We start from the raw sequence: 21,674 nt of genomic DNA, 5'->3' as shown, positions 1-21,674 counted from the left end.
TCAGTTATTCGAGCCGCGCGAGTATGCGTGCAAACCGCCGCGTCAGTCGTCAGGTACGCGAACCGCTCAGGGCTCGTACGCAAACTGTCACGCCAAACGCCGGCGGCGCGAATGTGCGCGACCGTTCCGGGTCAGACGCGCAAACTCGTGCCGCCCTGTAGGCCCGCCAATCAACGCCCCGACTCCGGCACCTTCTTGAAACTATCATCCGCACTCGGCGCATCGAGATGCGAAACATCCGCCCACGACACGATCGTCGCCTTGCCATTGTCGAAATCCACCGTGTTCACGCTCGTGTTCAGGAGCGGATAGTCACGCGGCGCATCGAGCGGCAAGCCACAGGCAAAACGTCGCACGCAATCAAGCACGCCGCCGTGCGCGACGCAGGCAATCCGTCCACCGGGATGCGCGGCGACCAGCGGTTCGATCGCGTGCAGCACGCGATGGTAGAGCGTGCGTTGCGACTCGCCCTCCGGCGGCGCGAAGCCCGCGTCACGCGTTTGCCAGTGCGCGTATTCATCGGGGAAACGCAGGGCGATCTCGTCGCTGTCGTGGCCCTGGAACGCTCCGTAGGAACGCTCGCGCAGACCTTCGCGCAACTGCAGCGGCAAGCCGAGCGCATCGGCGATCGGCTGGGCGGTTTGCTGCGCGCGTTGCAGATCGCTCGAATAGATCGCGTCGAGCCGTGCGCCCTGCTTCGCCTCGTCGGCCATGCGGCGCGCAAGGCGCTGCGCCTGAGCCAGCCCTGTCGTGGCGAGCGGAATGTCGATGTGACCTTGAATGCGCTTGATGCGGTTCCAGTCGGTCTCGCCGTGTCGGATGAACAGAATCTGCGTCGTCATGGAATGAAAGTGGGCGCCATTAGCCGGTTATGCCGAGCCGCTATTGTCGCAAAAGCGGCTGGAGGATGGATGCGCGCGCGGTGACGCGCATTTTTAAGGCCAAGGTTCAGGCGTTCGTTTGCAGCCAGAACGTGACCGGCCCGTCGTTGACGAGCGACACCTGCATGTCCGCGCCGAACTCGCCGGTCTCGACGATCGAATGCTTCGCCCGCGCGGCCGCGACGAAGTAATCGAAGAGGCGCTTGCCTTCATCGGGCGGCGCGGCCGGCGTAAAGCTCGGACGCAGGCCGCTGTTGGTGTCCGCGGCCAGCGTGAACTGCGACACGAGCAGCAAACCGCCCGCGCGGCCGGCGCCATCGAGATTTTGCACGGAGAAATTCATCTTGCCGGCGGCATCGCTGAAGACGCGATAGCCGAGCACCTTGGCAAGCAACCGGTCGGCGGCCGCCTCGGTGTCGCCGCGTTCGGCGCAGACGAGCGCGAGCAGGCCCGCTTCGATCGCGCCGGCCACGCGGTCCGCCACGCGCACTTCCGCGCGCCGCACGCGCTGGATCAGCGCGATCATCGGCGTGACTCCGGTTGCGACGTGCGGCCCATCACGCCGTCAACGTGACGCGCGCAAAACGGCGCTTGCCGACCTGCACGACGTATTCGCCGGCTTCGACTTTCAGGCCCTTGTCGGCCACGGTCGCGCCATCGATCTTCACGCCACCCTGCTCGATGTTGCGCAGCGCTTCGCTGGTCGACGGCACGAGGTTAGCCTGCTTGAGCAACTGGCCGATCGCGAGCGGTGCACCCGCAAGCGTCACAGCCGGGATATCGTCCGGCACGCCGCCCTTCGCGCGATGGTTGAAGTCATCCAGCGCGCGCTCGGCATCGGCTTGCGAGTGGAAGCGCGCGACGATTTCCTGGCCGAGCATCACCTTGAAATCGCGCGGATTGCGGCCCGCTTCGATTTCCTTCTTGAAGCCGGCGATTTCGTCCATCGGACGGAACGACAGCAATTCGAAGTAACGCCACATCAGCACGTCGGAAATGCTCATCAGCTTGCCGAACATGTCGGTCGGCTTTTCGCTGATGCCGATGTAGTTGTTCTTCGACTTCGACATCTTCTCGACGCCGTCCAGCCCTTCGAGCAGCGGCATCGTCAAAATGCACTGCTGTTCCTGGCCGTATTGCTTCTGCAGCTCGCGGCCCACCAGCAGGTTGAACTTCTGGTCCGTACCGCCGAGTTCGAGGTCCGCGTTCAGTGCGACGGAGTCGTAGCCCTGCATCAGCGGATACAGGAACTCGTGAATCGAGATCGGCACGCCGCCCTGAAAACGCTTGGTGAAATCTTCGCGCTCGAGAATCCGCGCCACCGTGTAGCGCGACGCGAGCTTGATCATGCCGTCGGCGCCGAGCGGCATCGACCATTCGCTGTTGTAGCGGATCTCGGTCTTGTCGCGATCGAGCACGAGCGCGGCCTGCTCGAAATACGTCTTCGCGTTCGATTCGATCTGTTCGCGCGTGAGCGGTGGCCGGGTGGCGTTACGGCCCGACGGATCGCCGATCAGCGACGTGAAATCGCCGATCAAAAAGATCACGGTGTGGCCGAGATCCTGCAACTGGCGCATCTTGTTCAACACGACCGTATGGCCGATGTGGATGTCCGGTGCGGTCGGATCGAGCCCGAGCTTGATGCGCAGCGGCTTGCCAGTCGCCGCGCTCCTCGCGAGTTTTTGCGCGAATTCGTCTTCGATCAGCAGTTCGTCGACACCGCGTTTGGTGACCGCGAGGGCGTGACGGACTTCGTCGGTGATCGGGAAGGCGGGGCTGGGCTTAGTGGACTCGGTGCTCATGCTGGAAACGTGAAGTCGCGAAAAAAGGAGATTGTCCCATAGATGCGCGCCGCCGCGCCCACTGACGCAGCCGCAAGCGCCCCGCCGACGCGCGATTTCCGCGTTCGGCGGCCCGCCGCCGGCGTCGCGACGCTTTATATTCGACCGCGCTTCACCCGATAATCTGCTACAACGGATCGCAACGAACCATCGAGAGGAGCAGCAACGTGGCGCAAGACCCCGCAGACGGCGTCTACTTTGGATTGATGTCCGGCACCAGCATGGACGGCGTGGATGGCGTGGCCGTCAAGTTCGCGCAAGGGAAGCCACCGGTAGTGCTGGCCGAGGCGTTTGTCGGCTTTGCCGCGGGCCTGCGCGACGCGTTGTTCGCGCTCCAGCAGCCCGGTGACAACGAGATCGAGCGCGAGGCGCTGGCCGCCAACGCGCTCGCCACGCGTTACGCGGTGTGCTGCCACGAACTGCTGCACGGCAGCCGCGTGCCCGCCGCTGAAGTGCGTGCGATCGGCGTGCATGGGCAGACGGTGCGACATCGGCCGGAAAAGGGTTATACGCGGCAGATCAACAACCCGGCGCTGCTCGCGGAAATGATGCATATCGACGTGATTGCCGATTTCCGCAGCCGCGACGTCGCGGCCGGCGGCCAGGGCGCACCGCTCGTGCCGGCTTTTCACGGCACGGTGTTCGGCGCGAAGAACGAAACGCGGGTGGTCTGCAATCTCGGCGGGATCAGCAATATCACGATCCTGAACGCAACCGGCAGCGTGCGCGGCTTCGACTGCGGGCCGGCCAACGCGCTCCTCGACGAATGGGCGCAGCGCCATCTCAGCAAACCCTTCGACGAGAACGGCCATTTCGCGGCGCGCGGCCAGGTGGATCGCACGCTGCTGAACGCCTTGCTCGATGAGCCCTTTTTCGCCCAACAGCCGCCGAAGAGCACTGGCCGCGACCTGTTCAATGCGGAATGGCTCGACGCGAAGCTACAGCCGTTCGCCGGGCTCGACCCCGCCGACGTGCAAGCGACGCTGGTTGCGCTCACCGCAGTGACGGTCGCGCGCGAAATCGAGCGGCACGCGTCGGATGCGAGAGCGGTCTATGTCTGCGGCGGCGGCGCGCGTAATCCGGAGATTCTGAAGGCGCTGCAGCAGGCACTGGAGGAGAGCGGCGTCAGCGGCGTTCCCGTGATGACGACCGATGCGCTCGGCGTGCCGCCGAGCCAGGTCGAGCCGCTGGCGTTCGCCTGGCTTGCAATGCGCTGCGTGGCGCGCCTGCCGGGCAATCTGCCGGCCGTGACGGGCGCGTCGGCCGAACGCGTGCTCGGGGCGATCTATCCGCGCTGATCGCCTTAGGAGATCCAAGGCGCAGGCAATAAAAAACGGGGCCGAAGCCCCGTTTCTCACATGCTTTCGCTCAACCGGCCATCACACCGAGAACGACGAGCCGCAACCACAGGTGGTCGTAGCATTCGGGTTCTTGATGACGAACTGCGCGCCGTTGATGTCGTCCTTGTAATCGATCTCAGCGCCCACCAGATACTGGTAGCTCATCGAATCGATCAGCAGCTGGACGCCGCTTTTGTTCATGACGGTGTCGTCTTCGTTGACGGCTTCGTCGAAGGTAAAACCGTACTGAAAGCCCGAGCAGCCGCCGCCCTGCACGAAAACGCGCAGTTTGAGGTCCGCATTGCCTTCTTCTTCGATCAGTTGCTTGACCTTGTCAGCCGCTGCGTCGGTAAAAACGAAGGGGGCGGGCATCTCGGTCACGGGTGTATCGGTGACTGCGTTCATTCGAACTCTCCAAAAAGCTTCTAACCGCTATTGTAGGGCTGATCTCGATATCGTGCTGAAGCCCACAAAATCAATGGGTTCTTCCTGAAAATCGATGGACGGCGCGTTTTGCCGCCACCAGCCCGGCTGAGCGGGATATCTCGCCGCTTTGACGACGAGTTCGTTGCGGCAACACTGAACCGCACCGAGGCGCGAACCCATGAAAAAAGCCGCCTTCGCGAAAGCGTTGGCGGCTTTTGCAGCGCTCCGGCCCGAAAGCCGGTTCGCACCCGAAGCGATTAACGCTTCGAGAATTGCTTCCTGCGACGTGCCTTGTGGAAGCCGACCTTCTTACGTTCGACTTCACGAGCGTCACGCGTAACGAAGCCGGCCTTCGACAGTTCCGGCTTCAGCGTTGCGTCGTAGTCCATCAGCGCGCGGGTGATGCCGTGGCGAACCGCACCGGCTTGACCCGTTTCACCGCCACCCGTCACGTTGACTTTGATGTCGAACGTGACGCCGTGGTTCGTGAGTTCCAGCGGCTGACGCACGATCATCAGCGACGTTTCGCGCGAGAAGTAATCGGCGATAGGCTTGCCGTTCACAACGATATCGCCCTTGCCTGCCTTGATGAAGACGCGTGCGACGGCGCTCTTGCGGCGGCCCGTGCCGTAATTCCAGTTACCGATCATGTGGGCTCCCCTTAGATCTCGAGCGCTTTCGGCTGTTGCGCCGAATGCGGATGCGTTGCTTCAGCGTAGACCTTCAGCTTCTTGATCATCGCGTAGCCGAGCGGGCCCTTCGGCAGCATGCCCTTGACCGCTTTCTCGAGCGCACGGCCCGGGAAGCGTTCTTGCATCTTGCCGAACGTCGTTTCATAGATACCGCCCGGGTAGCCCGAGTGGCGATAGTACTTCTTGTCAGTAGCCTTGTTGCCCGTGACCTTCAGCTTGCCCGCGTTGATAACGATGATGAAATCACCGGTGTCGACGTGCGGAGTGAATTCAGGCTTGTGCTTGCCGCGAAGACGGTGTGCCACTTCGCTGGCGACACGCCCGAGAACCTTATCCGTCGCGTCAATCACGTACCATTCACGCGTAACCTCATGGGCTTTTGCGGAAAACGTCTTCATGATCGATCCAAAAAAATTGCTGCGCCCAATGTGTTTTTTCCTGCTTGTAGTGTGCGCATCGAGGCGCGTGCAGGCTCTCCCTGGTTCTTCCTCCGCGGGCGCGGATGCGGAAAAGCCCTGAATTATAAAGGAATTTGCTACGGCAAGTCAAAACGTACGGGAAGCTGCGCGAGATTTCGCGGCAATTCGGCAGTCGGGAGCGTGATCTGGCGGTCTTTCGCACGTGAATCCGCCGGGCGCCGACGGAGCGCGGGCGAAAAAAAACCCGAACGAGCGGTTCGGGTTTAATCCACCAAAGGAGGAGGTGGAGGAGACAAAACGGATTATATGAGTCCACCTTGTGCGACGCAAGAACATTTGCATTGCGAAATGCGATTTCACAATATGACATTCGCATTTTCCAGTTTGAGAATGACAAATCTTCTTTTTAATCAAAGAGTAAAGCTTGCAGTAGCGGCCGCACGCCAAGCCATCGCCTAGAGTAAAACCCCTAAATCCGTCAGGGCATTCCCGAATCGCCCGAACATGCCGCAGCGCAACACGCAAGCCGACATCACGCATAACTTGCGGCAAAAGTCGCGTCGGGCGGACACTCAAACACCGGGCTACAATGCCGTCTCGATATAGCGAAGCGCGGTGGAGCACAGCATGGAATGCAAAGTGAGCTGGATGGGGCAAGACGGGATGGCGTTCGCAGCCGAGACGGGCAGCGGCCATCTGGTGGCAATGGACGGCGCGCCTGAAGGCGGCGGCCGCAACCTCGCGCCGCGTCCGATGGAAATGGTTTTGCTCGGCACGGGCGGGTGCACCGCCTACGACGTCGTGATGATCCTGAAGAAAAGCCGTCAGGAAATCAGCGATTGCTCGGTGACGCTGAAGGCCGAACGCGCCAGCGAAGATCCGAAAGTGTTCACCAAGATCCACTTTCACTTCACCGTGACGGGCAAGAATCTGAACCCGGCCACCGTGGAACGCGCGATCAACCTGTCACACGACAAATACTGCTCGGCGTCGATCATGATCGCCAAGACGGCTGAGCTGACGCACTCGTTCGACATCGTCGCGGGCTGAACGCGGCCTTGCGCGTGCTGCGGCGCGAGCCCGGGTTCGCCACGGCGCGCGCCGTACGCACAAAAAGAAAATGCCGGCGTCCATCTGGACGCCGGCATTTTTTGTTGGGTGGCAAAGCAAGCCGATAAGCCGGATTCTGTGCACGCGCAACGTCCGAAGACGCGACGCGCGTGGCAGCCATTCCTCTAGGCGCGCCATTGCTGACGCGCTCAAGCTTCCTACCCGCAGACGTGACAGGGGCCCCGTCCTGCATCTCGAAGATGCTAGCCTGCCTACTTGGAATTGCTCCGGGTGGAGGTTACCGTGCCGGTCTGCCTTGCAGCAGCCGCGGTGCGCTCTTACCGCACCGTTTCACCCTTACCTGATCCCGGCTTGCGCCGGGCCATCGGCGGTTTGCTTTCTGTTGCCCTGTTCCGCGTGTTGCCACGGATGGCCGTTAGCCATCACCCTGCCCTGTGGAGTCCGGACTTTCCTCGCCCTCTTTGGCCGAAGCCGCAAAGGCCGCGACTGCCTGGCCCGCTTTGCTGGGGCGGATTTTAACACCTGCGGGCGCGGCAAGCCGGATCTACCGTTTAAATAGCCGAACGGCCAAGGAATCTTGCGACGCACCTCAGCGCGCTCAACGCGCGCGCCGTCCTGTGCGAAACACGGAAGTGTCGTCGTAAAACGCGGGCGAGTCGTTCTCCGGCCACCAACCCGGAATGCCCAGCACGGGCAAAGGCGCGAACATGCGGCTCGTCAGCACATCGGTGTTCAGCAGCGCGGCGGCGACGGATTCGTCCAGCCACGCATCCCGCTTCACAGCGTCCCACTCAAAATACGCGGCGGGCACATCGACGATCCACGCGTGCCCCGTGCAGGCCTTGAACGGCGCGATCAACTTTTCCATCAACGCATGACCGAAGCAGCGCACCTCACAACTCGCGCCCCATGCTTCGCGCCGGGCCACCAGCAGCGCGTGCCAGTCGAAGCCACGCAAAGCCGCGCTCAAAGCGGGATCCGCGCAAGGGAACAGCAGCGCGTTCTCGTCGAACAAGGTCAGCGTATCGCGCACGCCGCCGCGGGTCGGACCGACGCCCAACACATCGATGGCGGCCGACTGCCGCCCGTTCAACGCCGCCTTGATGCGCGGAAACGCAAACCACATCGATGCATTGAAGAAGTCGTGCAGATTGTGGCGTGTCGGCACGCAGCCGGTCGACGCGATATGCGCTTCGTACGCCGCGCCGGGCGGCAGATCGTCCTGCGCGATGAACGCAAGGCGCTGGCCGCGGCCGGTGATCTGCCGCATCCCGCCGGCGTCGGCGTTCATGGCGGCGAGCAACGCCTCATGGCTCGTCAGCGCAGCTTGCTGCCAGCGCTTGCCGCGTTGGGCGAACGGCGCGAACCACGGCTTCGACCAGTCGATTGCTGCGAAGCCCGACAACTCCGCCTCATACGCCTGCATCTTGCTGATGCCTTAAACCAGGCGCCAGCCGATCGACTCGCCGCCGCGCAACGGCACGACCGGCGTATCGCCGACCGGCAGTTCGGCCGGCAGCGTCCATTCCTCACGACGCAGCGTGACCTTGTCCGCGCTACGCGGCAGGCCATAAAAATCGGCGCCGAAAAAGCTCGCGAAGCCTTCGAGCTTGTCCAGTGCGTCGGCCTTGTCGAACGCTTCCGTATAGAGTTCCAAAGCGTGCAGCGCCGTGTAGCAACCCGCGCAGCCGCACGCGTGCTCTTTCAGCCCCTTCGGATGCGGCGCGCTGTCCGTGCCGAGGAAGAAGCGCGGATTGCCCGAGATCGCCGCCTCGACCAGCGCCACGCGATGCGTCTCGCGCTTCAACACCGGCAGGCAGTAGTAATGCGGCCGAATGCCACCCTGGAAAATCGCGTTGCGGTTGTACAGCAGGTGATGCGCCGTGATCGTCGCACCCAGCAGTTCCGGCGCCACGCCGGCCTCGCGGATATAGTCGACCGCATCTTTCGTGGTGATGTGCTCGAACACTACCTTCAGCGCCGGAAACGCGCGGCGCAGCGGCGTCATGACCCGGTCGATGAACACTTTCTCGCGATCGAACAGATCGATCGACGAATCCGTCACCTCGCCGTGGACGAGCAGCGGCATGCCCAACTCCTGCATCACCTCGAGCGTTTTGGCGCACTTCATGATGTCGGTGACGCCCGCGTCCGAGTTGGTCGTCGCGCCCGCCGGATACAGCTTCACACCATGCACGAAGCCGCTTTCTCGCGCGCGGCGGATTTCGTCGGGCGGCGTGTTGTCGGTCAGGTACAGCGTCATCAGCGGTTCGAATTTTGCGCCTGCGGGAATCGCGGCGACGATCCGCTCGCGATACGCCTGCGCCATCGCGGTGGTCGTGACCGGCGGCTTCAGGTTCGGCATGATGATCGCGCGGCCGAACTGGCGCGCGGTGTCCGGCAACACGGCGGCTAGCATCGCGCCGTCGCGGACGTGCAGGTGCCAGTCGTCCGGGCGGGCGAGCGTGATGGAGTCGAGAGAAGCGTTGGAAGCGGTCATGGCGGCGGGGGACGAGATTCGACGACAAAAGCCAATCTATGCGGTCAAACCGCAACGTTGCGGCATAAACACACGTCAATTTTGCTATTTGGCGTTTCTGGCTCGGTGATATGCTTGGAAAATCATCATTGTAACGGCTCGCCCCGTTCACAGGCTTACCCGCAACATGTGCCAACTCCTCGGAATGAACTGCGCCGCGCCAACGGACGTCACGTTCTCGTTCACCGGCTTTGCGGCGCGCGGCGGCGTCACCGATCACCACGCCGACGGCTGGGGCATCGCCTTCTTTGAAGACAAAGCCTGCCGCCTGTTCATCGACCATCAATCGTCGGCCACCTCGCCGATCGCCGAAATGGTCAAGCGCTACCCGATCAAATCGAAGAACACGATCGCGCATATCCGCAAGGCGACGCAAGGGCACATCCTGCTGGAAAACTGCCACCCGTTCATGCGCGAACTGTGGGGACGCCACTGGATCTTCGCGCACAACGGCGACCTCAAGGATTATTCGCCGGTACTTACGGGCGTATATCAGCCGGTCGGCACGACCGACAGCGAGCTCGCTTTCTGCGCGCTGCTCGAAGGCTTGCGCAAGGCTTTTCCCGGCGCGCAACAGCCGCCGCTCGACGAACTGTTTGCCGCGCTCGAAACCCTCACGCGCGAAATCACGCAGTTCGGCGTGTTCAATTTCCTGATGTCGAACGGCCAGGCGCTGTTCGCGCATTGCTCCACGCATCTGCATTACATCGTGCGGCGCTGGCCGTTTTCCACCGCGCATCTGGTCGACGCGGACGTGTCGATTGATTTCGCCAAATACACGACGCCTGAAGACCGCGTCGCGGTGATCGCCACCAAGCCGCTCACCGACAACGAAGTCTGGACCGCCTTCGAGCCGGGCGACCTGATGATGTTCCAGCATGGCGACGTGATCGGGCGCGTCAATGTGCCGGTGCCGGCTTCGGTGCTGGAAAAGTTGCGCAATCCGGCTTTGGATGCGTCGGCTTCGGCGACCACGATCGCGGCATCGATTGAAGCGTTGCCGGAGGCAGAAGCCGAGGTCGACCTCGAAGCGGCAGACGACGCCGCTGCGTTCGAATCCTGAGTCATTGAATCACGCGAGCATTCGCTCGAATCGAATCGAATCACCAGAAACGAAAAAGCCGCTTCTTCCGAAGCGGCTTTTTTCTGCCCGCGCGACGCCGTCTGAACGGCGCCGCCCTGGAACAAACTCAGTGCAGAATCTTCGCCAGAAAGTCCTTCGCGCGATCCGACTTCGGATTGGCGAAGAAGTCTTCCTTGCGGTCGTCTTCCACGATCAAGCCCTTGTCCATGAAGATCACGCGGTGCGCGACCTTCTTCGCGAAGCCCATTTCGTGCGTCACGCACATCATGGTCATGCCTTCCTGCGCGAGTTCGACCATCACGTCGAGCACTTCGTTGATCATTTCCGGATCGAGCGCCGAGGTCGGCTCGTCGAACAGCATGGCGATCGGGTCCATCGACAAGGCGCGCGCAATCGCCACGCGCTGCTGCTGACCGCCCGACAACTGGCCCGGAAACTTGTCCGCGTGCGCACGCAGGCCGACGCGATCGAGCAGCTTCAGCCCTTTCGCCGTGGCTTCGTCGTTCGAGCGGCCGAGCACCTTCACCTGGGCGAGCGTGAGGTTCTGCACGATCGACAGATGCGGGAACAGCTCGAAGTGCTGGAACACCATGCCGACCTTGGCACGCAGCTTCGACAGATTGGTTTTCTTGTCGGTGAGCGACTGCCCGTTGATGACGATCTCGCCCTTCTGGAACGGCTCGAGGCCGTTGACGGTTTTGATCAGCGTGGACTTGCCCGAGCCCGACGGCCCGCACACCACCACCACTTCACCCTTTTTGACTTCCGTCGTGCAGTCAGTCAGCACTTGAAACTGGCCGTACCACTTCGAAACATTCTTGATAGAGATCATCTTGCGACCTTTTTCTGAAGACCTTTGACGAGGCTCGACGCGACCACACAGATCACGAAATAACACGCGCCCGCGAACAGTACCATCTCGACATTCGTACCGTCACGGTCGCCAATATTCGTGGCCGTGCGGAAGAAGTCGGCGAGGCTGATCACGTAGACGAGCGACGTATCCTGAAACAGCACGATACCCTGCGTGAGCAGCAGCGGCACCATTGCGCGGAACGCCTGCGGCAGCACGATCAGACGCATGGCCTGCGAGTAGCTCATGCCGAGCGCGAACGCCGCGTTGACCTGCCCGCGCGGCACTGACTGAATGCCGGCGCGGATGATCTCCGAATAGTACGCCGCCTCGAACAGCGAGAAAGCGACCATGGCCGACGCGAGGCGAATGTCGATATCCGGCGACAAACCGAGCACGTTTTGCAGCACTTGCGGCACGATCAGGAAGAACCACAGCAGCACCATCACCAGCGGGATCGAACGGAAGATCGTCACATAGCCCTTCGCGAACCACTCGAAGGGTTTGAACGACGACAGCCGCAACATGGCGAGAACCGTGCCCCAGACGATGCCGAACACGATTGCGATCAGCGTGATCTTGAGGGTGACGATGGCGCCGGTCCACAGCGTAGGCAATGCGCCCGGAATACCGCTCCAGTCGAAATGGTGCATTACTTGCCTCCGATATAGCCGGGCAACCGGGTCTTGGCTTCGACCCAGCGCATCAGTTGCATCACGACCAGATTGATCAGCATGTACGCCAGCGTGACCGCAATGAACGACTCATACGTCTGCGACGTGTAGTCGACCAGTTGTCGCGCCTGAGCGGACAGATCGAGCAGACCGATTGTCGACGCCACCGCCGAGTTCTTGAAGATATTCAGAAACTCGGACGTAAGCGGCGGCACGATGATCCGATACGCGACCGGCAGCAGCACATAGCGATACGTCTGCCATTGCGTGAAGCCCATGGCCAGGCCCGCGGCGCGCTGGCCGCGCGGCAACGCGTTGATACCCGAGCGCACCTGCTCGCACACGCGCGCGGCCGTGAAAAGCCCGAGACAGATGATCGACGACGAGAAAAACTGCGCGCTCGGCGGCAGTTGCTTGAACCAGTTGCCCATTGAGGGAGGCAGCAACTCCGGTATCACGAGATACCAGATGAAGAACTGCACGATCAGCGGGATGTTACGGAAAATCGCGACATAGACCGTGCCGATACCCGAGGCCCATTTGTTCGGCACCGTGCGCAGCACGCCGAACAACGAACCGACGATCAGCGCGATCACCCACGCCGACAGCGATACCGTAATCGTCACCCAGAAGCCCGACAGCAGCCAGCCCAGATACGTGGTCGGCTCGCCGGTGGAGACGGGACTCAGCAGAATGCCCCAGTTCCAGTGATATGACATGACCAAGACTCCAGCAAAAAGAAACGGAAGAAGCGCGTGGCCCCTTCCGTTTCGTTCGGCGTTTCAAAAAAACAGCTAAGGTTTAATCGATTGCCTTGTCATTCGGGCTCTTGTAGAGCGCCTTGATGTCGTCGCTTTCCGGGAAGTTCAGGTTCAGGCCCTTCGGCGGAATCGGCGATTCGAACCACTTCTTGTAGATCTGATCGGCTTCGCCCGAAGTTTCGACCTTGGCGATCGCGTCGTCGACCACCTTCTTGAATTCCGGATCGTTCTTGCGAATCATGCAGCCGTAGGCTTCATGCGATTGCGGCGTGCCGACGATCACGAAATCGCCCGGGTTGTTCGACTTCGCGCGTTCGCCCGCGAGCAGTGCGTCGTCCATCATGAAGGCAGCGGCGCGGCCCGTGGAGAGCGTCAGGAACGACTCGCCGTGGTCCTTCGCGCTGATGATGTTCATGCCCATGCTCTTGTCCTGGTTCATCTTGCGAAGCAGGCGCTCGGACGTGGTGCCGGCGGTCGTGACGACCGTCTTGCCCTTCAGGTCCGCCCAGTCCTTGATGCCGGAGTCTTTCTTGGTCATCAGGCGCGTGCCGATCACGAAGATCGTGTTCGAGAAGGCAGCCTGTTGCTGACGTTCAGCATTGTTGGTGGTCGAGCCGCATTCCATGTCGACGGTGCCGTTTTGCACCAGCGGAATACGGTTTTGCGACGTGACCGGCGTGAGCTTCACCTTCAGGTTCGGCATGTTCAGCTTCTGCTTCACCGCCTCCACCACTTTCAGGGCGAATTCCTGTGAGTAACCGATGACGTTCTGCTTGTCGTCGTAATACGAAAACGGGATGGACGATTCGCGATGACCCAGCGAAATGACACCCGTGTCCTTGATCTTTTTCAGCGTACCAGCGTCTTGCGCATGCGCGCCAACCGTGAACAGTCCGAGAGTCGCGAGCAGCAGCGCAGCTTTTTTAACCTTCATTTGTGATCTCCTTGGCAAGAACCGGCGCCAGTTTAGCAAAGTAATTATTCTGAAAGTATCGCTATAAACCATGTTGTTGCGTGTGCGCCGCTACAGGTTTACGGCGCTTCGGGCCGGTCGGTCAACCTTTCCGCATATGCAAAGGCGGGCGGCATCGATACGATGCCGCACGCCGGGTCGAACACGCCGTCTTGTGGACCGCGTTGAAGCAAGGATTGGCGGCGGATCCGCGGGATAGCGAAACCGCCGTTTGAAACAGAAAGACGCGGAAAGATCAGGGATACAGGCCGCGCAGTTCGCGCGCTTCCAGGATCCGCTTACACGCGACGATAAACGCCGCGGTCCGCACGGACACCTTCTGCTCGCTCGACACCTGCCACACCGCGGCAAATGCTTCACGCATCACACGCTCGAGGCGCTGGTTGATCTCGTCTTCCGTCCAGAAGAAGCTCGAGAAGTCCTGCACCCATTCGAAGTACGACACCGTCACCCCGCCGGCATTCGCCACCACGTCCGGAATCACGAGGATGCCGCGATCGTGCAGGATGTCGTCCGCCGCCGTGGTGGTCGGGCCGTTCGCGCCTTCCACGACGATCTTCGTCTTGATCTTGCCGGCGTTCTTTTCGGTAATCTGGTTTTCCAGCGCCGCCGGAATCAGGATGTCCGATTCGACGGTCCAGAATTCATCGTTCGTGACCGCGTCCGCCTCAGGGAAACCACCCACGCCGCCCGTCTTGGCCACGTGTTCGAGCAGTGCGACGGCGTCGATACCGGTCGACTTGTACAGCGAGCCGGTGTGATCCTGCACCGCAACCAGCTTCGAACCCGCTTCCTGGAACAGACGCGCCGCGATGCCGCCCACGTTACCGAAGCCTTGAACCGCGATGCGCGCGCCTTCAATGTCGACGCCGATACGGCGCGCGGCTTCCGAAGCCACCACGAACACGCCACGGCCCGTCGCTTCGCGGCGGCCGAGCGAACCGCCCAGCGTGATCGGCTTGCCCGTCACGACGCCGGTGGCCGTTTGGCCCTGGTTCATCGAGTACGTGTCCATCATCCACGCCATGATCTGCTCGTTCGTGTTCACGTCCGGCGCGGGAATGTCGGTATTCGGTCCGATGATGATGCCGATTTCGCTCGTGTAGCGGCGCGTCACGCGCTCCAGCTCGCCACGCGACAAGGTGCGCGGGTCGACACGGATGCCGCCTTTCGCGCCGCCGTACGGCACGTTCACCGCAGCGTTCTTCACCGACATCCACGCCGACAAGGCCATCACTTCCGACAACGTCACGTCCTGGTGGTAACGCACACCGCCCTTGCCCGGACCGCGCGACACGTTGTGCTGCACGCGATAGCCTTCGAAGTGCGCGACCGTGCCGTTATCGAGTTCGATAGGCACGTCGACGACCAGAATGCGCTTCGGGCGCTTCAGGGTTTCGAGCCAGCGGGACAGTGAGCCGAGGTACGGCGCGACGCGATCGACCTGACGCAGGTAGTTGCCCCACGGGCCGAGATCGTCTTTATTCAGGTAGGAAGGAACCGACTGCAACGTTAATGCGGATTGTGCTGCTTGTTGCTGGGATGACATGAACGCTCCGGCGTTGATCGAGTAACAGCATTGTGGAAAAACGCCGTTTTGAAATCCAATGCCGTTTCCTTATCCGATTATGTTTTTTTTGCATAACCATCGAGAAGCCGCAAATTCGCGTCGTAGGGAAGCAGGATTTCAGGCCGTGCCTTGGGCCAGTTCCTCGGACACCACCTCCCACAACTGACGCACGAGTATCTGTCGCGCATCGTCGCTCTTCGCCGCGAGCTTGTCGCGATACAGACGAATCTCCATGGTCAGTGTGAGCTGCCCTTCCGGCGTGCCACGCGTGGCGCGGTCGAGGCGGATCAGCTTGCCGTCGGCGACCGCGTCTTCCACCGCGCTGTGCGGCAGGAAAGCGATGCCGTGCCCCGCCAGTGCCATCGCCTTGAGTCCTTCGGCCATATCGGTTTCGTAGAGCCGGTCGAGGTACAGGCGCTCCGGCGCGTTGGCGAGGATCACTTCGGTCATCCGTCCCAGATAGGCGTTCGGCGTGTAGGACAGGTAAGGCGTGGGTGCCTCGGCCGTGCCCGGCAAGGTGTGACGCGGCCGGCCGGCGCGGCCCGGCGCCGAGAACGGACTGATCGGCTCATTGCCGAGCGTCAGCATGTCGTAGCGGCCCGGATCGAGCGCGACCGGATGGCTGGGATGGTGATAGCCCATCATCAGATCGCAGCCGCCTTCCACCAGCGACAACGCCGCGTCGTGCACGTTCAGGGCCCGCAGGCGCGTGTGGATCGGGCCCAGATGGGCTTCGATCCGCTGCAGCCAGCGTGGGAAGTAAGTCAGCGACAGCGTATGCGGCACGGCGAACTCGATGGTCGCCTGCGGCGTCGCCGTATGGCCGCGCAGTAGCGCACGGGCTTCGTGGAACTGCGAGAGCATGGCGAGCGCCTGCTCGTTGAATACCTGGCCGGCCGCCGTGAGCCGCGTCGGATAGACCGAGCGATCGATCAGTTCCGTGCCGAGCCAGGCTTCTAGCGCCTGAATCCGCCGGGAGAACGCTGGCTGCGTGACGTGTCGCAATTCAGCCGAGCGGCTGAAACTACGCGTTTCCGCTAGCGAAACGAAGTCTTCGAGCCATTTCAGTTCCATGCGGGGCCTGCTGCCGACGGGAGAGAGGAAGTCAGCATTCTAGTGGGTGTCGAGAGCCGGGCTGTGGCGAGTGTGCGCGCGAACGCGCGATAGCCCGCCAATGCGAAATCGGATTGCGCCGATGGGCGGGCCGGCGGCGAGCCGCTATCTTGCTGCGCTCACGCCGCCGCGGCCGGTGCGCCGCGTCCTCCACCAAGCTTCGTCGACAACGCGCCTTACCATGCGCGCAAACCCGCCATGTCCCCACTCGTCTCCATCATCACCCCGACGGCCAATCGCGAGCGTTTGCTGCCGGCCATCGCCCGCTGCGTGCTTCGCCAGCAGATCGACTGGGAATGGCTGATCCTCGATGACAGCCCCGAGCCGAGCGCGTATTTGCAAGCGCTGGCGTCGCAGGACGTACGCGTTCGCTACTTTCATTCCGCCGCGCGTATGTCGATCGGCGCGAAGCGCAACGCGTTGATCGCCGAATCGCGCGGCTCGGTGATCGCCCATTTCGACGACGACGACCACTACGCGCCGCATTACCTCGCCCACATGGTCAGGACGATGCAGGAGAACCGCGCGGATCTCATCAAGCTATCGGGCTTCTTCATGTACGCGCCGCACACGCAATTCTTCGGCTACATGGACCTGAACGCCAAAGTGGGCCTGCACTACGAACTGAGCGGGCGTTCGGTCAGCCACATCGAGTTCCACGAGAAAATGCAGATCGGCGCGGATTTCATCCTGTTCTATGGTTTCTCATACGTGTACGACAAAGCGCTTGCCGCGGTCTCGGCCTTTGACGATATCAACCTGTGCGACGACGAGAGCTTCATCCGGCGCGTGGTCGAGGCAGGCCGCAACGTGATCGCCGTGGACGATCCGCGAGCCAGTTGCCTGCATCTGGTCCATCCCGCGTCCACCTCACGCTGCTTCTCGCGCTACTCGATGCCGGCCTTCACGCTGCCCACCCTGTTTCCCGGCTACGAAGGCTATCCGGACTAGCCGCCACACAGCCGCCATGCGGGCGCCGTGCGCGTCGCGGCGAAATCGGGGCAAGCGGCGTCCGGTGGTAAAATTCGCGGTTCCGGCAGTTTCCCCCGCGTTTTCACCCTTGCGTTTTGCCCTCACCCGGCCCCCATCATGTCCGACACTCGCCCCGACACCCTGTTCGCGCTGAACGCGCTCTCCCCGCTCGACGGCCGCTACGCCTCGAAAACCGAAGCCCTGCGCGACTGGCTCTCGGAAGCCGCTTTCATGCGCAATCGCGTAACGGTCGAAATCCACTGGTTGATCGCCTTGTCGCGCGCCGGTTTCGCCGAAGTGCCGCGCTTTTCCGAAGCGTCCGAACAATTCCTGCTGCAACTGGCCGAGCGCTTCACCGCGCACGATGCCGCGCGCATCAAGGAAATCGAACGTGTCACGAATCACGACGTGAAGGCGGTCGAGTACTGGCTGAAGGAATCGGTGAAGGGTCAGGCGGAACTGGAACGCGCGAGCGAGTTCATCCACTTCGCCTGCACTTCGGAAGACATCAATAACACGTCGCACGGCCTGATGCTGGCGGGCGCCCGAGAACACGTGATCCTGCCGGCGCTGCGCTCGGTGCATCAGCGCCTCGTCGCGCTGGCTCACGCGCACGCCGAACAGCCGATGCTGTCGCGCACGCACGGCCAGCCGGCCAGCCCGACCACGCTCGGCAAGGAACTCGCCAACGTCGCGGCCCGTTTGGAACGCGCGATCGATCGTATCGCCAGGGTCGAACTGCTCGGCAAGATGAACGGCGCGGTCGGCAACTTCAACGCGCACCTGTCCGCGTATCCGGAGTTCGACTGGGAAGCGTTCTCGCGCGAAGTGGTCGAACAGCGCCTGAAGCTCACGTTCAATCCGTACACGATCCAGATCGAGCCGCACGACTACATGGCCGAACTGTTCGACGCGGTCTCGCGCGCCAACACGATCCTGCTGGATCTGGACCGCGACGTGTGGGGCTACATCTCGGTCGGCTACTTCAAGCAGCGCACCAAGGCCGGCGAAATCGGTTCGTCGACCATGCCGCACAAGGTCAACCCGATCGACTTCGAAAACTCGGAAGGCAACCTCGGCCTCGCGAACGCCACGCTGCGCCATCTCGCCGACAAGCTGCCGGTCTCGCGCTGGCAGCGCGACCTGACCGATTCGACGGTGCTGCGCAATATCGGCGTCGCGTTCGGTTACTCGCTGCTCGCGTACGACTCGCTGATCCGCGGTCTGGACAAGCTCGAAGTGAATGCACAGCGTCTGAACGAAGACCTCGACAACTGCTGGGAAGTGCTGGCCGAGCCGGTGCAAACGGTGATGCGCCGTTACGGCATCGACAATCCGTACGAGCAGTTGAAGGAATTGACGCGCGGCAAGGGCATCACGCGCGAAGCGCTGCAAACGTTCGTCAACGGCCTCGCGATTCCGCAGGACGCGAAAGACCGTTTGCTCGCGATGACGCCGGCGTCGTACATCGGCAAGGCGGTCGAGCTGGCGAAGCGGATCGCTTGAACGGCTTGAGTCGTACATCGCCTCGTAGCCCGAGGCGTAAAAAAACCGCTCCTCGGAGCGGTTTTTTATTTGCAGCGACTAAGCACACTCACTGACGCGCTTCCACCTGCCTCAGCACTTCGACGACGATCTCTTCCGGCGACAGTTCGATGCTCACCGTGATCGCTTCGTCCGGGCCCGGCTCTTCGAGCGTGTCGAGCTGGCTTTGCAGCAGCGACGGATCGAAGAAATGGCCGGTGCGCGTGGTCAGACGCTGCTCCAGCACTTCACGCGAGCCCTTCAGATACACGAAGCACACGTCCCGGTCGCCGTCGCGCAAGACGTCGCGATACGAGCGTTTCAGCGATGAGCACGTGAATACCGCCGTCTCGCCCGCCTTCTGCTTCTCGACGATCGCCACGCGGATGGTTTGCAGCCACGGCCAACGGTCTTCGTCGGTGAGCGGAATGCCGTGGTGCATCTTCTCCTTGTTGGCGGCGCTGTGAAACGCGTCGCCATCGGTGAACGCGCAATGCAGGCGTTCCGCCAGCATTTCGCCAATTCTCGTCTTGCCGGCGCCCGACACGCCCATTGCGATCAGAATCATCAAAAACTCCTTACACGACCGTCGCGAGCGCGAAGGTCAAACCCAAGCCCATCAGTGAAATGATGGTTTCGAGGAGCGACCATGTCTTGAAGGTCTGCCCCACTGTCATACCGAAGTATTCCTTGATCAGCCAGAAACCGCCGTCGTTCACGTGCGAGAAGATCAGCGAGCCCGAGCCGGTGGCGAGCACCAGCAGTTCCGGCTCGACATGCACGCCGCTAGCCGAAGCGATCGGTGCGACGATGCCGCACGCCGTGGTCATGGCGACCGTGGCCGAACCCGTGGCCAGACGAATCAATGCGGCCACCAGCCAGCCGAACAACAGCGGCGACAGATGCATGGCGGTCGCCACATTGACGATTTCCTTCGAAATCCCGCTATCCATCAGCACGCGTCCAAAACCGCCGCCCGCGCCGACGATCAGCGTGATGCCCGCGATCGGCGCGAGACAGTCGCCGCAGAATTTCTGGATCTGCTCGCGATTGAAACCGCGGCTCGCACCGAAGGTCCAGAAGCTGACCAGCACCGCGATCAGCAACGCGACGTCCGAATTGCCGACGAAGTGCAGCAGGTCGTTCGGCAAGGTTTTCGGCGTGGTGAAGAGATCGGCCCAGCTTCCCACCAGCATCAGGATCACCGGCAGCAGGATCGTGAGCAGCGTGATGCCGAAGCTGGGCAGTTCGCGCTTCGGCGCGGCGTTTTGCGTGCCGTTTTTGGCTTCGTCATCGTGACCGAGAAATTGCGCGGCGAGCGCGTTGTCTTTTGGCAGCTTGATATAGCGGCTAATCAGCAACGCGAACAGCGGACCCGCGACGATCGCGGTCGGCACGCCGACGATCAGCCCATAGGCGATGGTCCTGCCGATATCCGCGTGATACGCCTGCACCGCGAGCATCGCGGCCGGATGCGGCGGAAGCAGCCCGTGCACGACGGACAGGCCCGCGACCATCGGCAAGCCGACCAGCAGCAGCGACTTGTTGGTGCGCTTCGCGACGTTGAAGGCGATCGGAATCAGCAGTACGAAACCGACTTCGAAGAACACCGGCAAGCCGACGATGATCGCCACGATCATCATCGCCCAGTGGATGTTCTTCTCGCCAAAGAAGTTGATCAACGTGGTGGCGACACGCTCGGCGCCGCCCGATTCGGCCATCATCTTGCCGAGCATCGTGCCCAGACCCACCACGACCGCTATGTGTCCGAGCGTATTGCCGTTACCCGTTTCGAACGATTTGACGATGGTGGCCATCGGCATGCCGGATGCAAGACCCAGCAGCAGCGACACGATGATCAGGACGAGGAACGGATAAACCTTGTAGCGCGTGATCAGCAGGATCAGCAATGCGATGGCGATCACCGCGAAGACCAGCAGCGTGCTGCCGTGGACAGCTTCCATGAAGCTCCTCCTTTTGCGTTATTGATTTGAGTGCATCCGACCTGGTGCTGCGCGCCAGCCCCCTGAGGGGGTCACAAGAAAACTTCGGGCGGACCGGCGTTTTCTTGTGCGTGCGGACACGGCAGCACTTCGTCTCACGGCGACCTGTGCGGCGCCTTGAAACCGGGCTGACCGCGCGGACGCTGAATTTTACTGTTTGTTGTCTGTAAACGTGCGCCAATTCCGCGCGCATATCGCAAAAGAGCCTCGCCAGGACAGCCTGAGCGGCTGTATCGACGAGGCTCCTTTGCGCGGGACCTTGATAACGCTTAGCGTGCGGACCGCTTCAACTCAATGGGCGGGCGCGGCCAACTGGCTCGCGGCCCGCGCGAGGCGCGTGACCTCGTCCCAGTTTTGCGCGGCGAGCGCGGCTTTCGGCGTGAGCCACGAGCCGCCCACGCAAACCACGTTCGGCAGCGACAGGAAATGCGTCGCCGTTTCCGCCGTGATACCGCCGGTCGGGCAGAACTTCAGATTCGGGAACGGACCGTGAAAAGCTTGCAGCATCGGCACGCCACCGGCTTGCTGCGCCGGGAAAAACTTCACGATTTCGTAGCCGAGTTCCAGCGCCGCGATGATGTCCGACGGCGTCATCACGCCCGGCAGCAGCGGCAAGCCCGCATCCTGCGCGGCCTTGTGCATGTCTCTCGTCAGGCCAGGAGAGACGCCGAACTGCGCGCCCGCCTTCTTGGCCTGAGCGCAATGCTCGGGCTTCGTAATCGTGCCGACACCGACCACGATATCTTCGGCCAACTGGCTCGCGCGTTCGATCGCTTCGAGGCCTGCTGCAGTGCGCAAGGTGATTTCCAGCACCTTCACGCCGCCCGCGTGCAGCGCGCGAGACACGTGTACACCCTGTTCGACCGAGTCGAACGCGAGCACCGGAATCACCGGGCCGAGGCGCACGATATCGCTTACTGTTTTCGAGGTCATAGTCA

General features: G+C 62.1%; 22 protein-coding genes and 1 other RNA gene. 5 read left to right on the top strand and 18 right to left on the bottom strand.

Annotated elements, in window-relative coordinates:
• Nucleotides 1–170 precede the first annotated feature (170 nt).
• The 3 genes from B0G74_RS00730 to tyrS form a co-directional block, all read right to left on the bottom strand.
• Nucleotides 171–842 (bottom strand): histidine phosphatase family protein, encoded by a 672-nt coding sequence (locus B0G74_RS00730; RefSeq protein WP_132373129.1) that lies wholly within the window; start codon nucleotides 840–842, stop codon nucleotides 171–173.
• A gap of 106 nt (nucleotides 843–948) precedes the next feature.
• Nucleotides 949–1,407 carry a D-aminoacyl-tRNA deacylase gene (gene dtd / locus B0G74_RS00725; protein ID WP_132373127.1) on the bottom strand — a complete coding sequence of 153 codons (459 nt, stop codon included), beginning with the start codon at nucleotides 1,405–1,407 and terminating at the stop codon, nucleotides 949–951.
• A gap of 31 nt (nucleotides 1,408–1,438) precedes the next feature.
• On the bottom strand, nucleotides 1,439–2,683 hold the full coding sequence (gene tyrS, locus B0G74_RS00720; protein WP_132373125.1) for a tyrosine--tRNA ligase: 1,245 nt from the start codon (nucleotides 2,681–2,683) through the stop codon (nucleotides 1,439–1,441).
• A gap of 206 nt (nucleotides 2,684–2,889) precedes the next feature.
• On the opposite strand from tyrS, the gene B0G74_RS00715 reads away from it, so the two are divergent.
• Entirely contained in the window at nucleotides 2,890–4,020 is a 1,131-nt protein-coding gene (locus B0G74_RS00715; protein WP_132373123.1) for an anhydro-N-acetylmuramic acid kinase, read from the top strand.
• An 81-nt stretch (nucleotides 4,021–4,101) separates the two neighbouring features.
• Here the strand turns inward: B0G74_RS00715 and erpA are convergent, their stop codons facing one another.
• From erpA to rplM, 3 genes are all read right to left on the bottom strand, one after another.
• Entirely contained in the window at nucleotides 4,102–4,467 is a 366-nt protein-coding gene (erpA, locus tag B0G74_RS00710; RefSeq protein WP_007180424.1) for an iron-sulfur cluster insertion protein ErpA, read from the bottom strand.
• A gap of 278 nt (nucleotides 4,468–4,745) precedes the next feature.
• Nucleotides 4,746–5,138: a 30S ribosomal protein S9 gene (gene rpsI / locus B0G74_RS00705; RefSeq protein ID WP_011489810.1), complete on the bottom strand. Its 393-nt coding sequence runs from the start codon at nucleotides 5,136–5,138 to the stop codon at nucleotides 4,746–4,748.
• 11 nt (nucleotides 5,139–5,149) lie between these two features.
• Nucleotides 5,150–5,578, bottom strand: a complete 429-nt coding sequence (rplM, locus tag B0G74_RS00700) for a 50S ribosomal protein L13 (RefSeq protein WP_020069304.1) — start codon at nucleotides 5,576–5,578, stop codon at nucleotides 5,150–5,152.
• A 648-nt stretch (nucleotides 5,579–6,226) separates the two neighbouring features.
• Here rplM and B0G74_RS00695 point away from each other — a divergent pair.
• Nucleotides 6,227–6,649, top strand: a complete 423-nt coding sequence (locus B0G74_RS00695; RefSeq protein WP_064268831.1) for an OsmC family protein — start codon at nucleotides 6,227–6,229, stop codon at nucleotides 6,647–6,649.
• A gap of 109 nt (nucleotides 6,650–6,758) precedes the next feature.
• On the opposite strand, the gene rnpB is transcribed toward B0G74_RS00695, so the two are convergent.
• The 3 genes from rnpB to pyrC form a co-directional block, all read right to left on the bottom strand.
• An RNA gene (gene rnpB, locus B0G74_RS00690) (RNase P RNA component class A) lies at nucleotides 6,759–7,172 on the bottom strand.
• 96 nt (nucleotides 7,173–7,268) lie between these two features.
• Entirely contained in the window at nucleotides 7,269–8,096 is an 828-nt protein-coding gene (locus B0G74_RS00685; RefSeq protein WP_132373121.1) for a DUF3025 domain-containing protein, read from the bottom strand.
• A gap of 12 nt (nucleotides 8,097–8,108) precedes the next feature.
• A complete protein-coding gene (gene pyrC / locus B0G74_RS00680) occupies nucleotides 8,109–9,170 on the bottom strand; it encodes a dihydroorotase (RefSeq protein WP_132373119.1) in 1,062 nt (353 codons plus the stop codon).
• Between the two features lie 166 nt (nucleotides 9,171–9,336).
• Here pyrC and B0G74_RS00675 point away from each other — a divergent pair, with 166 nt between their 5' ends.
• On the top strand, nucleotides 9,337–10,272 hold the full coding sequence (locus tag B0G74_RS00675) for a class II glutamine amidotransferase (RefSeq protein ID WP_132373117.1): 936 nt from the start codon (nucleotides 9,337–9,339) through the stop codon (nucleotides 10,270–10,272).
• Between the two features lie 127 nt (nucleotides 10,273–10,399).
• Here B0G74_RS00675 and B0G74_RS00670 read toward each other — a convergent pair whose 3' ends face one another.
• The 6 genes from B0G74_RS00670 to B0G74_RS00645 all read right to left on the bottom strand — a co-directional run bounded on the left by B0G74_RS00670 (nucleotide 10,400) and on the right by B0G74_RS00645 (nucleotide 16,198).
• On the bottom strand, nucleotides 10,400–11,125 hold the full coding sequence (locus B0G74_RS00670) for an amino acid ABC transporter ATP-binding protein (RefSeq protein ID WP_012434314.1): 726 nt from the start codon (nucleotides 11,123–11,125) through the stop codon (nucleotides 10,400–10,402).
• Nucleotides 11,122–11,799 carry a glutamate/aspartate ABC transporter permease GltK gene (gene gltK, locus B0G74_RS00665; protein ID WP_132373115.1) on the bottom strand — a complete coding sequence of 226 codons (678 nt, stop codon included), beginning with the start codon at nucleotides 11,797–11,799 and terminating at the stop codon, nucleotides 11,122–11,124. Before gltK ends, B0G74_RS00670 begins: the two co-directional genes overlap by 4 nt.
• Nucleotides 11,799–12,539, bottom strand: a complete 741-nt coding sequence (locus tag B0G74_RS00660; RefSeq protein WP_132373113.1) for an amino acid ABC transporter permease — start codon at nucleotides 12,537–12,539, stop codon at nucleotides 11,799–11,801. Before B0G74_RS00660 ends, gltK begins: the two co-directional genes overlap by 1 nt.
• 82 nt (nucleotides 12,540–12,621) lie before the next feature.
• A complete protein-coding gene (locus B0G74_RS00655; RefSeq protein WP_132373111.1) occupies nucleotides 12,622–13,515 on the bottom strand; it encodes a glutamate/aspartate ABC transporter substrate-binding protein in 894 nt (297 codons plus the stop codon).
• A gap of 274 nt (nucleotides 13,516–13,789) precedes the next feature.
• On the bottom strand, nucleotides 13,790–15,103 hold the full coding sequence (locus B0G74_RS00650; protein ID WP_132373109.1) for a Glu/Leu/Phe/Val dehydrogenase: 1,314 nt from the start codon (nucleotides 15,101–15,103) through the stop codon (nucleotides 13,790–13,792).
• A 138-nt stretch (nucleotides 15,104–15,241) separates the two neighbouring features.
• Nucleotides 15,242–16,198, bottom strand: a complete 957-nt coding sequence (locus tag B0G74_RS00645; protein ID WP_132373107.1) for a LysR family transcriptional regulator — start codon at nucleotides 16,196–16,198, stop codon at nucleotides 15,242–15,244.
• A 237-nt stretch (nucleotides 16,199–16,435) separates the two neighbouring features.
• Here B0G74_RS00645 and B0G74_RS00640 point away from each other — a divergent pair, with 237 nt between their 5' ends.
• Both B0G74_RS00640 and purB read left to right on the top strand, forming a co-directional pair.
• On the top strand, nucleotides 16,436–17,188 hold the full coding sequence (locus B0G74_RS00640) for a glycosyltransferase family A protein (RefSeq protein ID WP_132373105.1): 753 nt from the start codon (nucleotides 16,436–16,438) through the stop codon (nucleotides 17,186–17,188).
• 138 nt (nucleotides 17,189–17,326) lie between these two features.
• Nucleotides 17,327–18,715: an adenylosuccinate lyase gene (purB, locus tag B0G74_RS00635; RefSeq protein ID WP_132373103.1), complete on the top strand. Its 1,389-nt coding sequence runs from the start codon at nucleotides 17,327–17,329 to the stop codon at nucleotides 18,713–18,715.
• Between the two features lie 88 nt (nucleotides 18,716–18,803).
• Here the strand turns inward: purB and B0G74_RS00630 are convergent, their stop codons facing one another.
• The 3 genes from B0G74_RS00630 to eda form a co-directional block, all read right to left on the bottom strand.
• The gene (locus B0G74_RS00630; protein ID WP_132373101.1) at nucleotides 18,804–19,301 is read right to left on the bottom strand and encodes a gluconokinase; all 498 of its coding nucleotides are present in this window, start codon (nucleotides 19,299–19,301) and stop codon (nucleotides 18,804–18,806) included.
• Between the two features lie 10 nt (nucleotides 19,302–19,311).
• Nucleotides 19,312–20,697, bottom strand: a complete 1,386-nt coding sequence (locus B0G74_RS00625; protein WP_132373099.1) for a GntP family permease — start codon at nucleotides 20,695–20,697, stop codon at nucleotides 19,312–19,314.
• A gap of 330 nt (nucleotides 20,698–21,027) precedes the next feature.
• Nucleotides 21,028–21,669 carry a bifunctional 4-hydroxy-2-oxoglutarate aldolase/2-dehydro-3-deoxy-phosphogluconate aldolase gene (gene eda / locus B0G74_RS00620; RefSeq protein ID WP_132373097.1) on the bottom strand — a complete coding sequence of 214 codons (642 nt, stop codon included), beginning with the start codon at nucleotides 21,667–21,669 and terminating at the stop codon, nucleotides 21,028–21,030.
• Nucleotides 21,670–21,674: the final 5 nt, after the last annotated feature.

Origin of the sequence: Paraburkholderia sp. BL9I2N2, from assembly GCF_004339745.1 — a bacterium.
Classification (GTDB): domain Bacteria; phylum Pseudomonadota; class Gammaproteobacteria; order Burkholderiales; family Burkholderiaceae; genus Paraburkholderia.
This window is presented reverse-complemented; position numbering and strand designations above follow the sequence as displayed.